The organism is Gottfriedia sp. NPDC058432 (assembly GCF_042721555.1).
Classification (GTDB): Bacteria; Bacillota; Bacilli; order Bacillales; family Bacillaceae_G; genus Gottfriedia.
This window is the reverse complement of the sequence record NZ_JBHXLC010000023.1, coordinates 23,628-38,064: the sequence shown is the minus strand read 5'-3', so window position 1 is coordinate 38,064 and position 14,437 is coordinate 23,628. Positions and strand designations below refer to the sequence as shown.

Annotated in this window: 15 protein-coding genes and 1 pseudogene; all 16 read right to left on the bottom strand. The window is 33.4% G+C overall.

Annotation, left to right across the window (positions count from 1 at the left end):
• Window positions 1-99: 99 nt before the first annotated feature.
• A complete protein-coding gene (locus ACFWM3_RS19235; protein WP_390312527.1) occupies window positions 100-843 on the bottom strand; it encodes a MurR/RpiR family transcriptional regulator in 744 nt (247 codons plus the stop codon).
• A 91-nt stretch (window positions 844-934) separates the two neighbouring features.
• Window positions 935-1,675, bottom strand: coding sequence for a rod shape-determining protein MreC (gene mreC / locus ACFWM3_RS19230; RefSeq protein ID WP_390312525.1), 741 nt, complete (start codon window positions 1,673-1,675; stop codon window positions 935-937).
• 407 nt (window positions 1,676-2,082) lie between these two features.
• Window positions 2,083-2,280: a hypothetical protein gene (locus ACFWM3_RS19225; RefSeq protein ID WP_390312524.1), complete on the bottom strand. Its 198-nt coding sequence runs from the start codon at window positions 2,278-2,280 to the stop codon at window positions 2,083-2,085.
• A gap of 85 nt (window positions 2,281-2,365) precedes the next feature.
• Window positions 2,366-3,979 carry an Ig-like domain-containing protein gene (locus tag ACFWM3_RS19220; RefSeq protein ID WP_390312523.1) on the bottom strand — a complete coding sequence of 538 codons (1,614 nt, stop codon included), beginning with the start codon at window positions 3,977-3,979 and terminating at the stop codon, window positions 2,366-2,368.
• Window positions 3,980-4,189: 210 nt separating this feature from the next.
• Window positions 4,190-5,029 carry a hypothetical protein gene (locus ACFWM3_RS19215; protein ID WP_390312521.1) on the bottom strand — a complete coding sequence of 280 codons (840 nt, stop codon included), beginning with the start codon at window positions 5,027-5,029 and terminating at the stop codon, window positions 4,190-4,192.
• Between the two features lie 56 nt (window positions 5,030-5,085).
• The gene (locus ACFWM3_RS19210) at window positions 5,086-5,301 is read right to left on the bottom strand and encodes a DUF4314 domain-containing protein (protein WP_390312519.1); all 216 of its coding nucleotides are present in this window, start codon (window positions 5,299-5,301) and stop codon (window positions 5,086-5,088) included.
• A gap of 544 nt (window positions 5,302-5,845) precedes the next feature.
• Window positions 5,846-6,115 (bottom strand): N-acetylmuramoyl-L-alanine amidase CwlD, encoded by a 270-nt coding sequence (locus ACFWM3_RS19205; RefSeq protein WP_390312518.1) that lies wholly within the window; start codon window positions 6,113-6,115, stop codon window positions 5,846-5,848.
• A gap of 37 nt (window positions 6,116-6,152) precedes the next feature.
• Window positions 6,153-6,548, bottom strand: coding sequence for a VOC family protein (locus ACFWM3_RS19200; RefSeq protein WP_390312515.1), 396 nt, complete (start codon window positions 6,546-6,548; stop codon window positions 6,153-6,155).
• Between the two features lie 192 nt (window positions 6,549-6,740).
• A pseudogene (locus ACFWM3_RS19195) lies at window positions 6,741-7,129 on the bottom strand ((deoxy)nucleoside triphosphate pyrophosphohydrolase).
• 82 nt (window positions 7,130-7,211) lie between these two features.
• The gene (locus ACFWM3_RS19190) at window positions 7,212-7,334 is read right to left on the bottom strand and encodes a hypothetical protein (RefSeq protein ID WP_390312514.1); all 123 of its coding nucleotides are present in this window, start codon (window positions 7,332-7,334) and stop codon (window positions 7,212-7,214) included.
• Window positions 7,335-7,525: 191 nt separating this feature from the next.
• Window positions 7,526-8,308 (bottom strand): ABC transporter permease, encoded by a 783-nt coding sequence (locus tag ACFWM3_RS19185; protein ID WP_390312513.1) that lies wholly within the window; start codon window positions 8,306-8,308, stop codon window positions 7,526-7,528.
• A gap of 6 nt (window positions 8,309-8,314) precedes the next feature.
• The gene (locus ACFWM3_RS19180; protein WP_390312512.1) at window positions 8,315-9,118 is read right to left on the bottom strand and encodes an ABC transporter permease; all 804 of its coding nucleotides are present in this window, start codon (window positions 9,116-9,118) and stop codon (window positions 8,315-8,317) included.
• Window positions 9,115-10,092: an ABC transporter ATP-binding protein gene (locus ACFWM3_RS19175; protein WP_390312511.1), complete on the bottom strand. Its 978-nt coding sequence runs from the start codon at window positions 10,090-10,092 to the stop codon at window positions 9,115-9,117. Before ACFWM3_RS19175 ends, ACFWM3_RS19180 begins: the two co-directional genes overlap by 4 nt.
• A gap of 170 nt (window positions 10,093-10,262) precedes the next feature.
• Window positions 10,263-11,498, bottom strand: coding sequence for an exo-beta-N-acetylmuramidase NamZ family protein (locus ACFWM3_RS19170; protein WP_390312510.1), 1,236 nt, complete (start codon window positions 11,496-11,498; stop codon window positions 10,263-10,265).
• Between the two features lie 181 nt (window positions 11,499-11,679).
• Window positions 11,680-13,050 (bottom strand): PTS transporter subunit EIIC, encoded by a 1,371-nt coding sequence (locus ACFWM3_RS19165; protein ID WP_390312508.1) that lies wholly within the window; start codon window positions 13,048-13,050, stop codon window positions 11,680-11,682.
• Window positions 13,051-13,486: 436 nt separating this feature from the next.
• Window positions 13,487-14,224 carry an IclR family transcriptional regulator gene (locus tag ACFWM3_RS19160; protein ID WP_390312506.1) on the bottom strand — a complete coding sequence of 246 codons (738 nt, stop codon included), beginning with the start codon at window positions 14,222-14,224 and terminating at the stop codon, window positions 13,487-13,489.
• Window positions 14,225-14,437: the final 213 nt, after the last annotated feature.

Genomic DNA, 14,437 nt, shown 5'->3' with positions numbered 1-14,437 from the left:
TTGGTTTCACTATAGCAAAAAAAAAATAAGAAGCTTAAAACTTCTTATTTTTACACAGTTTTTTCACATTTTTTTATATATTATGTGTATTTATACACATCAAACTAAAACTTTCCAGTAAAATTCCGATAAAGCTCTAAGAACTAAGAGCAACGGAGTTTTATCCGTCATATTGTATTCATTAATTTTTTTACTTGGCGAATAACAATACAAGTTCACATCAGCAATTTGTTGTAGAGTATTTTTACTAAAATGTGTAAGCGAAATTAATTTAATACCTTTTTGATTAGCCAACTCAGCTACATCCAAAACTTGAGTGGTTTCTCCTGATAAGGAAATTAAAAAAAGTAGATTATTCTCTTTAGAATCAAATTTAGAAAGCTCATATAAGACATCGTGTCGGTGAATATAATACTCAGCTTGTTTACCGACGACTTTCAAATTTTTTATCATCATCTCACAAAATGGCGCAGTATCACCTACACCAAAGAAAAGTACTCTACTTGCTTCTTGAATCAATTTTGTCGTAATAAAAAGCGTATTTTGATCAATTAGTCCAATTGTTTTATGAATGTTGTATGTAAGACTATCTTCCTCTGTAAAATTTTCTTGCTGTATTATTTCATCTTTTAAACTATTCTTCATCTGAGAATATCCATCAAAACCTAATTTTTTGGATAATCTCGTAATCGTATTCGGAACCGTAAATAACCTTGCAGCTAAATACTGTATTGAAAAGCCTACAACATCCTCTTTGTTATTAAGAATGAACTCGACTATTTGATCATCCGTATCGTTTAGCTTATATTCATATTTTTGAATCCTTTCTTGGAATTGTAACATTAACATACACCTACTTTTATGTACTGGAATTATTTATGAAAAAAAGAGAACAACTCTAACATTGTTCTCTTTTTCTATTGTTCGTTCCTTTTTATTTTTTCCTTAACAATAAAATAACGTACTCTAAGTCATTTAAATCATATAAAGGTTCAATATACGCTGTTAGATTTAGACCTAAATTATCAATTTTAACTTCTTTTACTTTACCTATTTCAATACCCGGTAAATAGATTCCTCCTAGACCAGAGGTAACAATGATTTCACCAGCTTTTAATTTATCTTTTACATTGAAAAGAGTCATTTTTAAATAGCCGGTCTTCTCATCTGCTCCTTTAATTAGACCTTGTAATTGATGATTGTTTTTTGGTTGGACTGAAATATATGAGTTATATTTCACTGCACTTAACAGTTCTACGATTGAACTATTCTCTGAGACTTCTATTACTTTACCTACCAATCCTTGAGAGGTCATTACATTAGTATTTATTTTCACACCTTTTTTAGAACCCTTATTAATTTCGACAAAGCTGTTCCATGTGTCAAAATCTCTTTTTGTAACGATCGCTACATCAGTTTTGTATTTTTGCCTTTCTTTATTTAGTCTTTCTTTTAGCATTTTTAATTCTTTATTTTTAATAGTAAATTCAGTTATATTTGCTTTTAAAGATGTTTCATTGCTCATTTTTTTATTTAGATAATCATTTTCTTTTTTTAATTTGAGTAAATCACTTATATTGTTAGTGTAATTTTCGAATGTGTTGGTTTTTGAGAATAGATACCCACTTGAAATAATAATGATGATTAACACTGAAATAATAATTATTTTTTTCATCGGTTTATCCTTTTCTTACTTGTTTTTATTATGAAGCAATGCAATTTTCACTTTAAGAATACCATGAAAAATATCCTAAATAAGAAGTGTAATATGGCAGTTTTGTGATTGAACAAATTTAATAGTATCTCTAGCTTCATCACACTTGAAATCTTCCGCCATATCTACTTGGATTACTTTTAAAAAATTAAAAGCATATGCATATGAGTCTTCGTCCCAATAGCAAATCGTGAACACTTAAAACAATTCCTTTTTCATAATTATTAATAGAAACAGGGGCATTACTATTTCCAATAAAACAATGCCTTATTACTCCGTTTAATTGTACTGAATTCTGATACTCAATTTTAAAGTAGTTAAATTGAGCTAACTTACTTTTAATAAACTCTATTTTTTCTTCCAATTTCTCACGCTCCAATTTTTTTAGTTAATCCAGTAGTTAGATCCAAGTGTAATTCGAATTTTTTACCGAATAAATCACCAGTATAAATATATGAATTACCAACTTGTTTATCTGGATACCAACCGATCTCTTCTTGCTGTTCTTTGGTAAAGTGTTGATTTAACGTTAATTTCAATTTGTTTAAACGTCTTTTTTCTGACATAAGCAGACCTCCTATAAATAATAAAAAACCCTCCGATCAAGTGACCGAAGGGTGGATTAATATAAGTATTATTGTGTATTTACAATCAAGATACTTTTACAACTCTAGCAGCAGACTTATTCTTTGCTGCATCTGTTGAGTATACCTTTATGGTAGATCCTTTTTTCTGTACTTTGATTTTGATTTTGAAGTTTCCTTTACTGTCTGCTTTAGCGGTTCCAATTAGCTTTGAACCATTATAAGCTGATACAGTTGCAGAAGCCTCTGTCTTACCTGTAATCGTAGTAGATTTGCTTGTTATTTTGTTAACTGTTGGAGCAGCAGGTGGTATTTTATCTAATACTGTTGTATATCTGTCTCCGCTTCGAATACCTGCGTTGTCAACTATATATACATTGATTTTAGTACCTGCTTTTTGTTTTGCAATTTTAATAGAATACTTGTTACCACTAACAGCAGTAGTACTTCCGAGCAGTTTGCTACCAGCATAAGCGTAAACTTTTGCTTTTGCTTCTGCTAAACCAGTAATTGTTGTAGATAAATTACTAACTGAATTAACCGTTGGGGTTTTATCAGGGAATGTAGTAGTTAATCGATAATTTGAACTACTAATTCCATCCCAATATTCTGGAGTAATTTTAATGTAATACGTACCTTTCGCTAGTGTCATTTCGATTGTAGCACTTCCTCCACTAACGTAAAAAGTATCATCATCCTTATATATACCATTAGCGTCTAATAGCTCCATGTTAAAACCACCAGCACTTTTATCAAGTTTTAATTTAACTGCTCCACTTCGACTAGTCGTAAATTTGAAGTAGTCCCTATCTAAATTAGAGAAGCTATTAGATGTATAGGATTTACCTGAAACAAGTTGGTAAGCTGAATCCCGTGTATCATTTGGCTCTAAATTTGTTGTGTTTCTTGTGAACGCTCCAGCAAAAGTTGCTTTTAGTCTGTAGTTCGCGCTTGTATTTCCATCCCAACTTTCAGCTCTAACAACAGCATAATATGTACCTTTTTTAAGATTTAAATCAATATAAGTAGACCCACCAGCGGTATAAAAATATGAATCTGATTTATAGTTTCCGAATGAATCATAGACAACTACAGATAGACCAGCAGTACTTTGGTCCAATGTTAGATATAATTGGCCGTCTTTAGTAGTAGAAAATTGATAAGTATCTCGATCAAGTTCATTTTCAAGTTTTGAATTATATTGTTGACCAGATTTAAGCACATATGAAGTTTCATAAGTATCATTAGGCTCATACGTCTTAGAATCTCTTGTAATCGTTCCAGGATAAGTAGCTTTTAGTCTGTAAGACCCGCTAGAAATTCCATCCCAATACATTGGTTTTATCTTAATTCGATATGTACCTTTTACAAGTTTTTCATTAATCGTCGCTGTGTCATTTGCGTTATAAAAATATGAATCTGTAATTGAATTACCTGATGCATCATATAAGATTATTTCAAATCCCGCTGAGGCTTGATCAAGAGTTATATAAACTTGACCATCCTTATTTGTAGTAAACTGATAGTTGTTTTCTGAGTCTTTGGTTAATTTCCCATTCACCGCAACACCAGAAGTCAAGCTAACAACCGTTGCTGCTTCTACAGGATTTGTTTTCATACTTGGTAAAACAATTGAGATTAACAAACTTAAAACTAATAACAAACTTTTTGCTTTTTTCATTTTTTTCTCCTCTTTGTTATTTTTTAACCGAGGAAATTCTTAAAAATAACTAAGAATACACGGTTAATACATTAACAAATTTTAATACATTTTTCATAATTTTTCCAATTGATTTTTCTTCATCTAATGACATGGTAAAATCTACACCTCCAATAATTAATAAAACCCTCCGTTCAAATGACCGAAGGGTAGATAGTAATATTCGATTTTTTAAAATGCAAAAATACCTTCAATTTTAAGAAACGATTTTTTTGCATTGTCATAATCAGTTGTTGCATTAACTAGATACTCATTAGGTGAAATACCATTATCAACATAGACTGGTTTAAATTGTTCTAAAACTTTAATTTGATTATTTACTGATGAAGTTAAGTTATCACAAGTTGAATTTAATAATTTCAATTCTTTATCTGAAAATAAAGAAACGTTATCTTTAGTTGCTTTTCTTACTTCATCTATATAAGTTTTTTCACTATTTAGATCGTTAATGACACTATCTGCTTCTTCACCAAGTTTTGCTAAATTGTTAGCATTTTCTTTAGCTGTATGATCGATAAAGAATGCCAATTCATTATCTATTGAGTTTGTTACATTTAGTACTTTAAATGAGCGATCTAAACTCTCCTGCATTAAAGTTTTATAAATTGCTTTACCAGTATGGAGACGTTTTTGAGCATTTAAAGCTTCATCTCCAGTTAAATCATTAACTTTTTTCTCAACTTTAGTTAAGACGGAATTAATTTCCTCACTATCATTAACGTCCAGTTTTGATTTAAGTTTTAATGCATACATAATGGGATTTAATTCATTTTTAAAAGCTCGGAAATCATTCGGCTCGAAATAACCTGGATCTTTTTCTATAGCAGTATTTGTTTTTCTTAATTTCATAATTTTAGAAGTAAGCTCAGACTTTGCAGTTTCTGCTTCCTTTGTCATTTTAGATGTTGTAGTGCTTTCTACGTTTGTAGGAGCAGAATTGTTAGTTTGACCGCAACCAGTAAGAAGTGAGAAACTCACTACTACAGATGTAAGACCTATCATTTTTTTCATGTGGTAAATCTCCTTGTTGATTGTTTATTTTAAAAGTAACTAATAGCCACCCATGATTATACTCTTTTAAAAGAATCTTGTCCTATTACAACCGGACTATTTCTTCCGTTGTCCCATTTTACATGAATTTGACCAATTCCATCTATTAGTTTAACAGATCCTTGTGTACCAGGAGGAATAGGGCAGGGAACATTCATATTAATACATTCTAGTCTAGACCCGTATGGAAATAGTTCACGGGTCATATTAATAATATCTTGTTTACTAAACATTGAAATCACTCCTTAACATTTATGGTAATGCAATTCGAACCATGTAATTACCTCAACAATATCATCTCTTAAAATTCCTGCATAATAACCTTCGCTATTAGCGATTGTAACTGGAGCGGAAGCATATATTTTATCCTTTCGCTTACTAACATTAATGCGAGAATTTTTAATCTGCCAAAAACCACTGTAATCAAGTATTTTAACAATGGTTCGACTCTTAATATCATGTAATGGCCATTGAAACTCCTCAGTTTATTTTTCAGTAGAAAAGATTCTTCTCCCAAAGTCTTTTTGAATATATTTTCTTGCTAATTTTTCAACTGCATAATATTTAGACATAGATTATTTCCTATTAAGCGTTTTAACTGTTCTAACAGTGTCCATAATAAAATCTCTCTTCTTTAATATTGGATTATCAAAACTTTCCATAATAAATAAAACATAGAATAGTAGACGATAAGTTAATAATCTACTAAACTATGTTTTTCAAATAAAAAACAAATTAGTATTGATTTTGGCTAAAGAATTGATCAAATCCCTTAGCTTATGCATTGGCATATCCATCTTGAACATGCTCATTCTTAATTAATTCAAGTTCATCACCATTTGTTACAAAACCAAGCTCAATTAAGGTATCAGAAATATTTGCTGCTACATTTTTAGGTACAGCTAGATCGCTAGATTGGTTAGCCCCACGTATTACAAGACCTGACCCTTTTTTTCCCATTTGTAACCAAAATTTAGAATTGAAAATAAAAAGCCAACTGCCGACAGTTGACTTTTGTTCATATAAGTAATTTAAATGATTGTTCAAATCAAACTCATGAATTATTCATCAAATCCATAAATAATTACTTTGCATTAGCATCAGGTTGATGAATTCCAAAAATATTACCTTCAGTGTCCTTGAAGTATCCTTGCCATGCCATTCCAGGCAGTGCATATTTAGGCATTGCTACTTTGCCACCATTTTCAATAATTTTAGCTTCTGTAACGTCATAATTTTCTACTCCCATGGTACAAGCATATCCATTTAATGGTTGGTTTGCTTCAGGAGGAGCACTTTGGCGCTGCATTAAGGCACCATTAATTCCCATTTCATCCTCGTTACCCGTCACTGCACCAAAGTATGGCATTCCTGCATATTCACTCCAATCTTGAAACGTCCAACCAAATACCTCACCATAAAACTTCTTTGCACGTTCCATGTTATCAACATGAATTTCGAAATGAACTAATCTTCCCATAGTTTCCTCCTATGTTTTACAAGAATTTTCCTTAACTCATCTAGTATGTACACTATGTTGCTTATTTATTATTATATGGGATATGGAAAAAAATTCAAATTCACAAAGTAATATTTCTTTTATCAATTGTTCGACATCATTCTAAATTATTTAGTTTTATCGTTAATCGATCAGCATTAACTTATATACTTTTTATCTATTCAATTTCTCAACCGTAGGAAGGTCAGCTGGAGCCCATTCAAGTTCTTTTAACTCAGAGATTTCTTTCCATTCGATCTTCGCATGCTCATTAGCTACTGGGTACCGCTTGTAATCTTAGCTTCGTAAGTTATCAAATTTACAATTAAATTTGAATACTCATGAATGACATCCTCAACTAATTCGGTTACAGATATTTCACAGCTTAATTCTTCTTGTATTTCACGAACTAACGCCTCTTCAGGTTTCTCATTCTTCTCGATTTTTCCACCAGAAAATTCCCAGCAATTTGGCATGCTCATTTCTGGTGAGCGTAAGGCACATAGTATTTGGTTTTGATCGTTTCTGATGACAGCAGCTACTACTTTAATTTGTTTTTTCATTGTTTCTTTAATCCTTTTTATTCAATTATATATTTAATATTTAGTCCGTACATTTAGACAGCCTATTCAAATAATCATAATACTATTTCTTATCTAAAATCCGAATTGCTTTTTCAATTTCAGCTAACTTCTTACCCATTCCAAAATCGATTACTTTTGTGTGTGGTTGAGTCGATTTTCTTTTATTTTTTCGTTTTAATCCCATAATGCTCCTCCTTTCTTTATGATTTTTTTTTATTTTAACAGAGAAAAATTAAAGATTTATTCAAAAGTAAGGAGTAAAATAAGAACTTTTAAACATCTCCTGTTTACTTTCAAAAGGTTATACTAGATTACTAAATTAATTTCCCATTAAAAAAAACGCAATCACCATAACTAGATTGCGTCTTTAAAGGTTTAAGAACCTGTCGATCGATAATGCCTTACTCCAACCTGCCAAACTAGTAAACAAGGTATAATAAAAATAATCCCCACTACTGGCGATAACATATACAGATACGCTTTCCCCTCCGTCTTATCTAGAATGTACATTAAAGGTAAGTAATTGACACATCCGAATGGAATAACAAATGTAAAAAATTTAGTTACCCATTTCTGATAAATATTTAATGGATACTGTGCCATCTCTCTTCCGCCATCTGTAAAAATATTGACTACTTCTAGACCTTGGATTGTCCAAAAGCACATCGTTGCAGCAAGGATAAAAATTCCAGTAAAAATAAAGACCCCGCTGACGGTCATCAAAATAACAGTTACAACTTTTATAATGCTCCAATCGATGGAGAGATTATTTAATGCCCAAATCAAAACAATTAAACTCTGAAGCAATCTACCAATTCTAGTAAACTCGAATTTAGAACCCATAACTTGAACAATCGTACTTCTAGGACGGACAAGTACTCGATCAAAACTACCGCTAGCTACTAGACTAGAGAAAGCGTCAAATCCCCGAGCAAAACATTCACTTAAAGCAAAAGCCATATGGATAATCGCAAAACAAAGCGCGACCTCATAGAAAGTCCATCCTTTAATTTGTCCAAAACGTTCAAATAAAAAATAAAGACCCGCAAACATCGAAAACGGAATTAGAAACTGGCCAATTGTTAAAAGCAAAAAAGAAGTGCGGTATTCCATTTGTGATTTAAAGAGAATAAGTAGATATTTAAAATATAGTTTCATATTTGGTCAACCTCCTTGAACCACGACTCTTCGTAAGGCTTTATTAAAGGCGATTCTTCCTAGCCAAACAAGTAAACATAGCCAAACAATTTGTACAACGATACCGATTAAAGCTTCATTTTGAGGTATATTACCAGAGTACACTCGAAACGGAAAATCAGCTGTCCATCTAAACGGTAGGAAATATGCAAAAGTTTGTAGCCACGCTGGCATTAATGGAATTGGAATTGTTAATCCAGAAAAAAATTCACCAATTACTCCAAACAGTAGCAAGGAGCCGATAGGTGACATTGTCACAAATACTGAAATATAAATAAACATCGAAATCGAAACAAGAAGAAGTAAGCCAAAAATAAGGGCAAACAAAAATAGCACAAAGGTTAAAACACTTGGTGGTAACGTCATTTTATAAGGTTGAGGTAATAAGAATGCAACAAGTAGAATTGGGAAACACCGTAGAATTGCACTCGACAAGCGTTGGGCTAAAAGTTTTGAATACCAAAATCCATAGATTTCGCACGGTCTACAAAGCTCGTATGCGATATTCCCAGTTGTTATGAGATCAAAAAGCTCATTATCACGAAACCACAGCATAATGAAAGCTAAAAAGGATTGTTGTAACCATAAGTATGTAATGATTTCTTTTAAGGAGAGTGGTTGATTTTGTACTGTTTGACTATAAAAAGCTTCAAAGATCATGATATACATAAATCCCCAGAAAAACTGTGTTGCTACCCCCGCCAATGCTGCAGAACGATATTGCATTCCATTCAATAATCTTAGTTTTAGTACAGATACATATGGCTTCATATTTGAAACTCCTTGTAGAGACCAACGATAATTTCTTCAATTGGTTTTGCTTCAATCGTCACATCGAGTAGGTCAACCTTGCTGGATAAACTGGAAATCACATCAGATATTTTAACTTGTTCTGTGTCTAAACTTAAAATTGCTCGTTCAGGAGACCATGAAATCATTGTAGTTCCAGGAATTTTAAATGGATTTTGCTCCTCCTTATAATCTACCGTAATCGTTTTGTGAGTCCCAAAATGTTTTCGTAATTCAGTCAAGTTCCCATCGAATAATAGACTTCCTTTACCGATTAAAATAACTCGATCGGCTAAAGCTTCAATATCATTCATATCATGTGTTGTAAGGATAACGGTAACTCCCTTTTCTTTATTTATCCTTTTAATGAACTCGCGTACGGCAATTTTTGAAACAGCATCTAGCCCGATTGTGGGTTCATCCAAAAATAAAATTTTAGGACTATGTAGCAATGATGCAGCGATTTCACAACGCATCCTTTGTCCTAAGCTTAATTGTCGTACAGGTGAATGAATAAGACTTTGTAAATCGAGAGTTTCAATCAGTAGATCAAGAGTATCTTGATATTCGTTTTGAGGAATTTTATAAATATCGCGGAGAAGCTCAAACGAGTCTATGACGGGTACATCCCACCACAATTGAGACCGTTGCCCAAACACAACACCGATATGTTTAACATAGGAAGCTCTTTCCTTCCATGGAGTGTATCCCATTATGTTACAAGTCCCTCGATCTGGAACCAATATTCCGCTCATGATTTTTATCGTTGTAGATTTCCCAGCGCCATTCGGACCAATATATCCTACGATTTCCCCCGGTTCAATAGAGAAAGAAATATCATTCAACGCTTCAACAATCGTATGCTCTCGATAAAAGAGCCCCTTCACTGCCTGCCTAAGTCCTGAAGAACGTTTCGCAACCTTGAAGGATTTACTTAAACCATCTACTGTAATCATTTTTTTCGCCTCCTAACATTTTTAGACTGGAAGAAAAATACTATCATCTTGCTATCGGTACGTCAATATATTTTTCAGTTTATTCGGTAATTTTTAAAAATTAAAATTTTATAAGTAGATGGCAACAAAAAAAGAATGAAAATCAATTAATCTCATCCTTTTTTAGTAAATCACTTATACATCAAATACTTTTTTCGAACCTTCTTAAATTCATCCAGTTCCTCCTGGTATTTATTCAAGATGTCTGAAACGGAAGCTCCATTAAGAAACGTTGGTCTGATCCAGTCGTTTCCGATTAATTTATCAAAGAAGTTGTTTGATAGAAATTCAAAATCATTTGGGTACATGTCATGAATCGTTTTAATGATATGAAGTCCTGTTGAGACCGCTTCTAATTTTTCACGGTTCGTGACATAGATTTCAACACCATGGCACAGTATTCCCGCATGTTTTGAAAATGTTGGTATAAAGGATGCCGCTCTGAAATTAACACCAGGAAGTCTTAGTGCGTTCAATTTTGATGCAAGGTCTGTACCATTTATATATGGTGCACCGATTATTTCAAACGGCTTGGTTGTTCCGCGTCCTTCTGACACATTTGTGCCTTCTATTAGACCTGTTGCTGGATAAATAAATGTTGTTGAAACAGTCGGCATATTAGGTGATGGTAAAACAAAAGGTAGTCTTGTATCGTCGTAATTCATGGAACGTTTCCAGCCCTTCATTTTGACGACTTTTAAATCTGCTCCAATTTTATATTCTTTATTGAAGAAAGTAGCGAGTTCGCCTACTGTCATTCCATGCTTCGTTGGAATTGGGTACATCCCAATAAAGGATGAGGAGTCAGGTTCGAGAACAGGACCATCAAATGAAAGTCCGCCTAGTGGATTCGGACGATCAAGTACTACAATTGGAATGTTGTTTTCTTTTGCCGCTTCCATTGCATATGCCATAGTGTAAATATATGTGTAGTGGCGTGTACCCACGTCCTGTATATCAAAGAGAAGTAAGTCTACATTTTTAAGCATTTCAGCTGTTGGTTTATTTGTTTTTCCATAAAGACTGTAAACAGGTAGTCCTGTTTTAACGTCAATATACGATTCGACATAACTTCCAGCCTGGGCATCACCGCGAACACCATGCTCAGGCCCGAATAAAGCTGTTAGTTCAATATCTGGATCCTCGTACAACAAATCGACAATGCTGTTTAATTTAGAGTCAATACCAGTTGGATTGGTAATTAAGCCAACTTTTTTGCCTTTTAAAAGTTCTTTCTGACTATCTAAAAGAACTTCAATTCCAGGAGTTACTTTATTCTTTTTCTTATTTGCAGAAACATCTTTTTCGATTGGCCATTCACATATAGAAAGAGTTAGAATCAAAATGTACAACAATACTCGTTTCATCTCTACCCTCCTCTACTTATCGGGTTATGATATTGATTTTGATGAGTACTAATTTTTGCATTTAGCCATAGCTATCATTCTTCACGATTTTCCTGTCTTTTATGACAAATAGGACTGCTAAATTAGCAGCCCTTCTTTTCAAATCATAGCGTTAGTTCCCCTACTGACATGTTAACTTAGTTTACTTGAATTCTGCTGCCATCTCATCTTTAAATCCAAATAAGTAAGTAAAAATAAAGCCAGCTACATAAGAGATAATAACTCCAGTTAAGTATAGTAAAATTTGATTCGTATGAACTAAGAATGATAATGGAAGTCCTGAAACACCGACTGCAATTGTAGCGATATGGAAATGAGCCTGAAATGCTCCGCCAACTCCGGCACCTAAACATGCTGTTAAGAATGGACGTCCTAACGGAAGCGTTACACCAAAGATTAATGGTTTACCGATTCCAAGCATTCCTGATGGAAGTCCTCCACCAATTGCTCGTTTTAAGCTTTTTTTCTTCGTTTTAAAGTAAATTGCAAACGCTGCTCCGACTTGACCTGCTCCACCCATCGCAAGAATTGGAAGTAAAGGGTCATCTCCAATTTTGTTGATTAATTCAAGATGAACTGGGGTTAAACCTTGATGAAGCCCTGTTACTACAAGAGGCAGGAACGTCGCGCCAAGCACAAATCCAGCTACTACTCCACCAAAGTCAAGAACATGTAGCAAGCCTTTTGTGATTGTATCCGATACAAAACCGCCAACAGGCATAAACACTAGGTATGTAAGTATACCTGTTATTAATAATGCTATGGTAGGTGTGAGAATAATATCTAAAGATTGCGGTACAAATTTTCTTACTTGCCTTTCAACTAAAGCGATGAAGATTGCAGCAAAAAGAACACCAATTAACCCTCCACGTCCAGGAAGAAGATTGTGCCCAAACAAAGAAATATCTGCAACTCCAGGGTTGATGACAAGAATACCAGCCAATGCCCCAAGTGCAGGGGATCCACCAAATTCCTTTGCTGCGTTTATTCCGACTAAGATTCCAAGATAAGCAAACAGACCTGATCCGATAACAGTTAAAATAATAGCTAATTTTGAGTCTGCCGCAAGCCATTCCGCTTGAACAATTGCTTTTGTAATACCGGTTATTAAACCTGAAGCTACAAGGGCAGGAATTAACGGAATAAAAATACTTGCGATTCTACGTAAAAACAATTTGAACGGTTTTGCATTCTTTCTATCAATCTCTGATTTGTTTTTTGAAGCTACCTCATTCAGATCAAAATCAGTAGCAGCTGCAAGCAGTTTATCAAACTCTGCTGCAACTTTATTTACAACACCAGGTCCGAGTATGATTTGAATCGTTTCTTCTTCTACAACTCCTAGAACCCCTTCTGTCTTTTTGATTGCCTCTATGTCTACCTTTGAATGATCTTTCGCAGCTACGCGTAGTCTTGTCATACAATGAGTGGACGACGAAACATTCTCCGCTCCTCCCAAATGCTCTAATAATTGTTCGGCAATTAATAAATATTTGCTAATCCCCTTTGCCATCTTTACAACTCCTTTTAAATTAACAAGTTAATTAGTTTAAAAGATATAATCTAACTACTTAAATAGAATTAAATTAAATATGACAATAGTCGTTGTTGCTAGATTGATTGTTTTTCAAAAATCTTTTATCCCCTCCCTTTCTTATCAATTTTATTTGTTCCAATTAATACACCGTAAAAAGTAAGTTTCATAGGTTATTTACCATAAACAAAATTTCGAATTTTATATTAAAGATATTGAAATTTTATTTTAAATTTTACGCTATTGATATCGCTTTTATGACAAGTTATTAATAGGAAAAAATATTAAATGGGAGAATTGATCATTTGGAAGAGGGTGAATCTTATTTAGATGCTTAAGGTAGTTTCCGATGAAGTATTGTTTATAAAAAAATAAACGCAGCCCATATTACTGGAATGCGTCTAAAAGGTATCACCTATATTTTCCCTATTTTCCTTGAAATTTCTTCCGCTGCTTTTACTACTTCTTCGATCAAGAACGGAATGCGTTCCTGAGTAAAACGAAATCCTGGTACATTCACGCTTAGAGCAGCAAGTACTTTGTTATTGTATCCAGTAATTGGAGCCGCAATAGCCGCCGTATCCTCAGTTTTTTCACTTTGACTGATTGCATAACCATTTTGTCTTATTTCGACCAGTTGTTGTTTTAACATTGATATTGCATTAGGTGAAAGATTTAGCTGATCTAGTACTTGTTGAATTTCATACTCTTTCATATAAGCGAGAATGGTTTTATTGGGAGCACCAATATGTATTGGAATTCGGATACCCAGATTTTCAGCAATTCTAATTTTTAGAGGACTGTCAATTTTATCAATTACAATTCCATCGATCCCACTCTCGATATTTAAATAGATACTTTCCTCTACATGGTTTGCCAAACGCTCCATTACTGGTCTTGCAACTAATCTGAAATCCATTTTATCCAGTTGACGGAGGCCAAGTTCCATCCATTTATAACCTAGCTTGTAATGCTTGGTTTCAGGTATTTGTACAACAAGTCCATGTTCGATTAAAGAGTTTAGTAACCGGTGAAGCGTACCAAGAGATAGAGATGTTTTTTCTGCTAATTCGGTGATTTGCCAATTACTTTTGGATTCATCCGAATTTAGGATATCAATAATAAGCATAGCTCGGTCAATTGATTGGACCATGATCATAACTCCTATGACTCTTCACTTCTTATCTTGGGGAGTCTGTTCAAAAATCTGGGAATATTCCTCGTTAGGTGTATTCCCGTTCATTACGTACTGGTAATATACGTTACGTTTATTAAAAGATGCGTTGACTTGAGTATCTCAGCACTTCTTGTTTTCATTTCGAACTTGCAAATGAATAATTGTGAGAGTAATTTTTTACATCTATCA

Coding starts and splice junctions, on each gene's coding strand:
- ACFWM3_RS19170 (WP_390312510.1), bottom strand. CDS start 11,498: ATGAAACGAGTATTGTTGTACATTTTGATTCTAACTCTTTCTATATGT.
- mreC (WP_390312525.1), bottom strand. CDS start 1,675: ATGAAAAAAATAATTATTATTTCAGTGTTAATCATCATTATTATTTCA.
- ACFWM3_RS19235 (WP_390312527.1), bottom strand. CDS start 843: ATGTTACAATTCCAAGAAAGGATTCAAAAATATGAATATAAGCTAAAC.
- ACFWM3_RS19165 (WP_390312508.1), bottom strand. CDS start 13,050: ATGGCAAAGGGGATTAGCAAATATTTATTAATTGCCGAACAATTATTA.
- ACFWM3_RS19190 (WP_390312514.1), bottom strand. CDS start 7,334: ATGGGATTAAAACGAAAAAATAAAAGAAAATCGACTCAACCACACACA.
- ACFWM3_RS19210 (WP_390312519.1), bottom strand. CDS start 5,301: ATGTTTAGTAAACAAGATATTATTAATATGACCCGTGAACTATTTCCA.
- ACFWM3_RS19220 (WP_390312523.1), bottom strand. CDS start 3,979: ATGAAAAAAGCAAAAAGTTTGTTATTAGTTTTAAGTTTGTTAATCTCA.
- ACFWM3_RS19225 (WP_390312524.1), bottom strand. CDS start 2,280: ATGTCAGAAAAAAGACGTTTAAACAAATTGAAATTAACGTTAAATCAA.
- ACFWM3_RS19175 (WP_390312511.1), bottom strand. CDS start 10,092: ATGATTACAGTAGATGGTTTAAGTAAATCCTTCAAGGTTGCGAAACGT.
- ACFWM3_RS19185 (WP_390312513.1), bottom strand. CDS start 8,308: ATGAAACTATATTTTAAATATCTACTTATTCTCTTTAAATCACAAATG.
- ACFWM3_RS19200 (WP_390312515.1), bottom strand. CDS start 6,548: ATGGGAAGATTAGTTCATTTCGAAATTCATGTTGATAACATGGAACGT.
- ACFWM3_RS19160 (WP_390312506.1), bottom strand. CDS start 14,224: ATGGTCCAATCAATTGACCGAGCTATGCTTATTATTGATATCCTAAAT.
- ACFWM3_RS19180 (WP_390312512.1), bottom strand. CDS start 9,118: ATGAAGCCATATGTATCTGTACTAAAACTAAGATTATTGAATGGAATG.
- ACFWM3_RS19215 (WP_390312521.1), bottom strand. CDS start 5,029: ATGAAAAAAATGATAGGTCTTACATCTGTAGTAGTGAGTTTCTCACTT.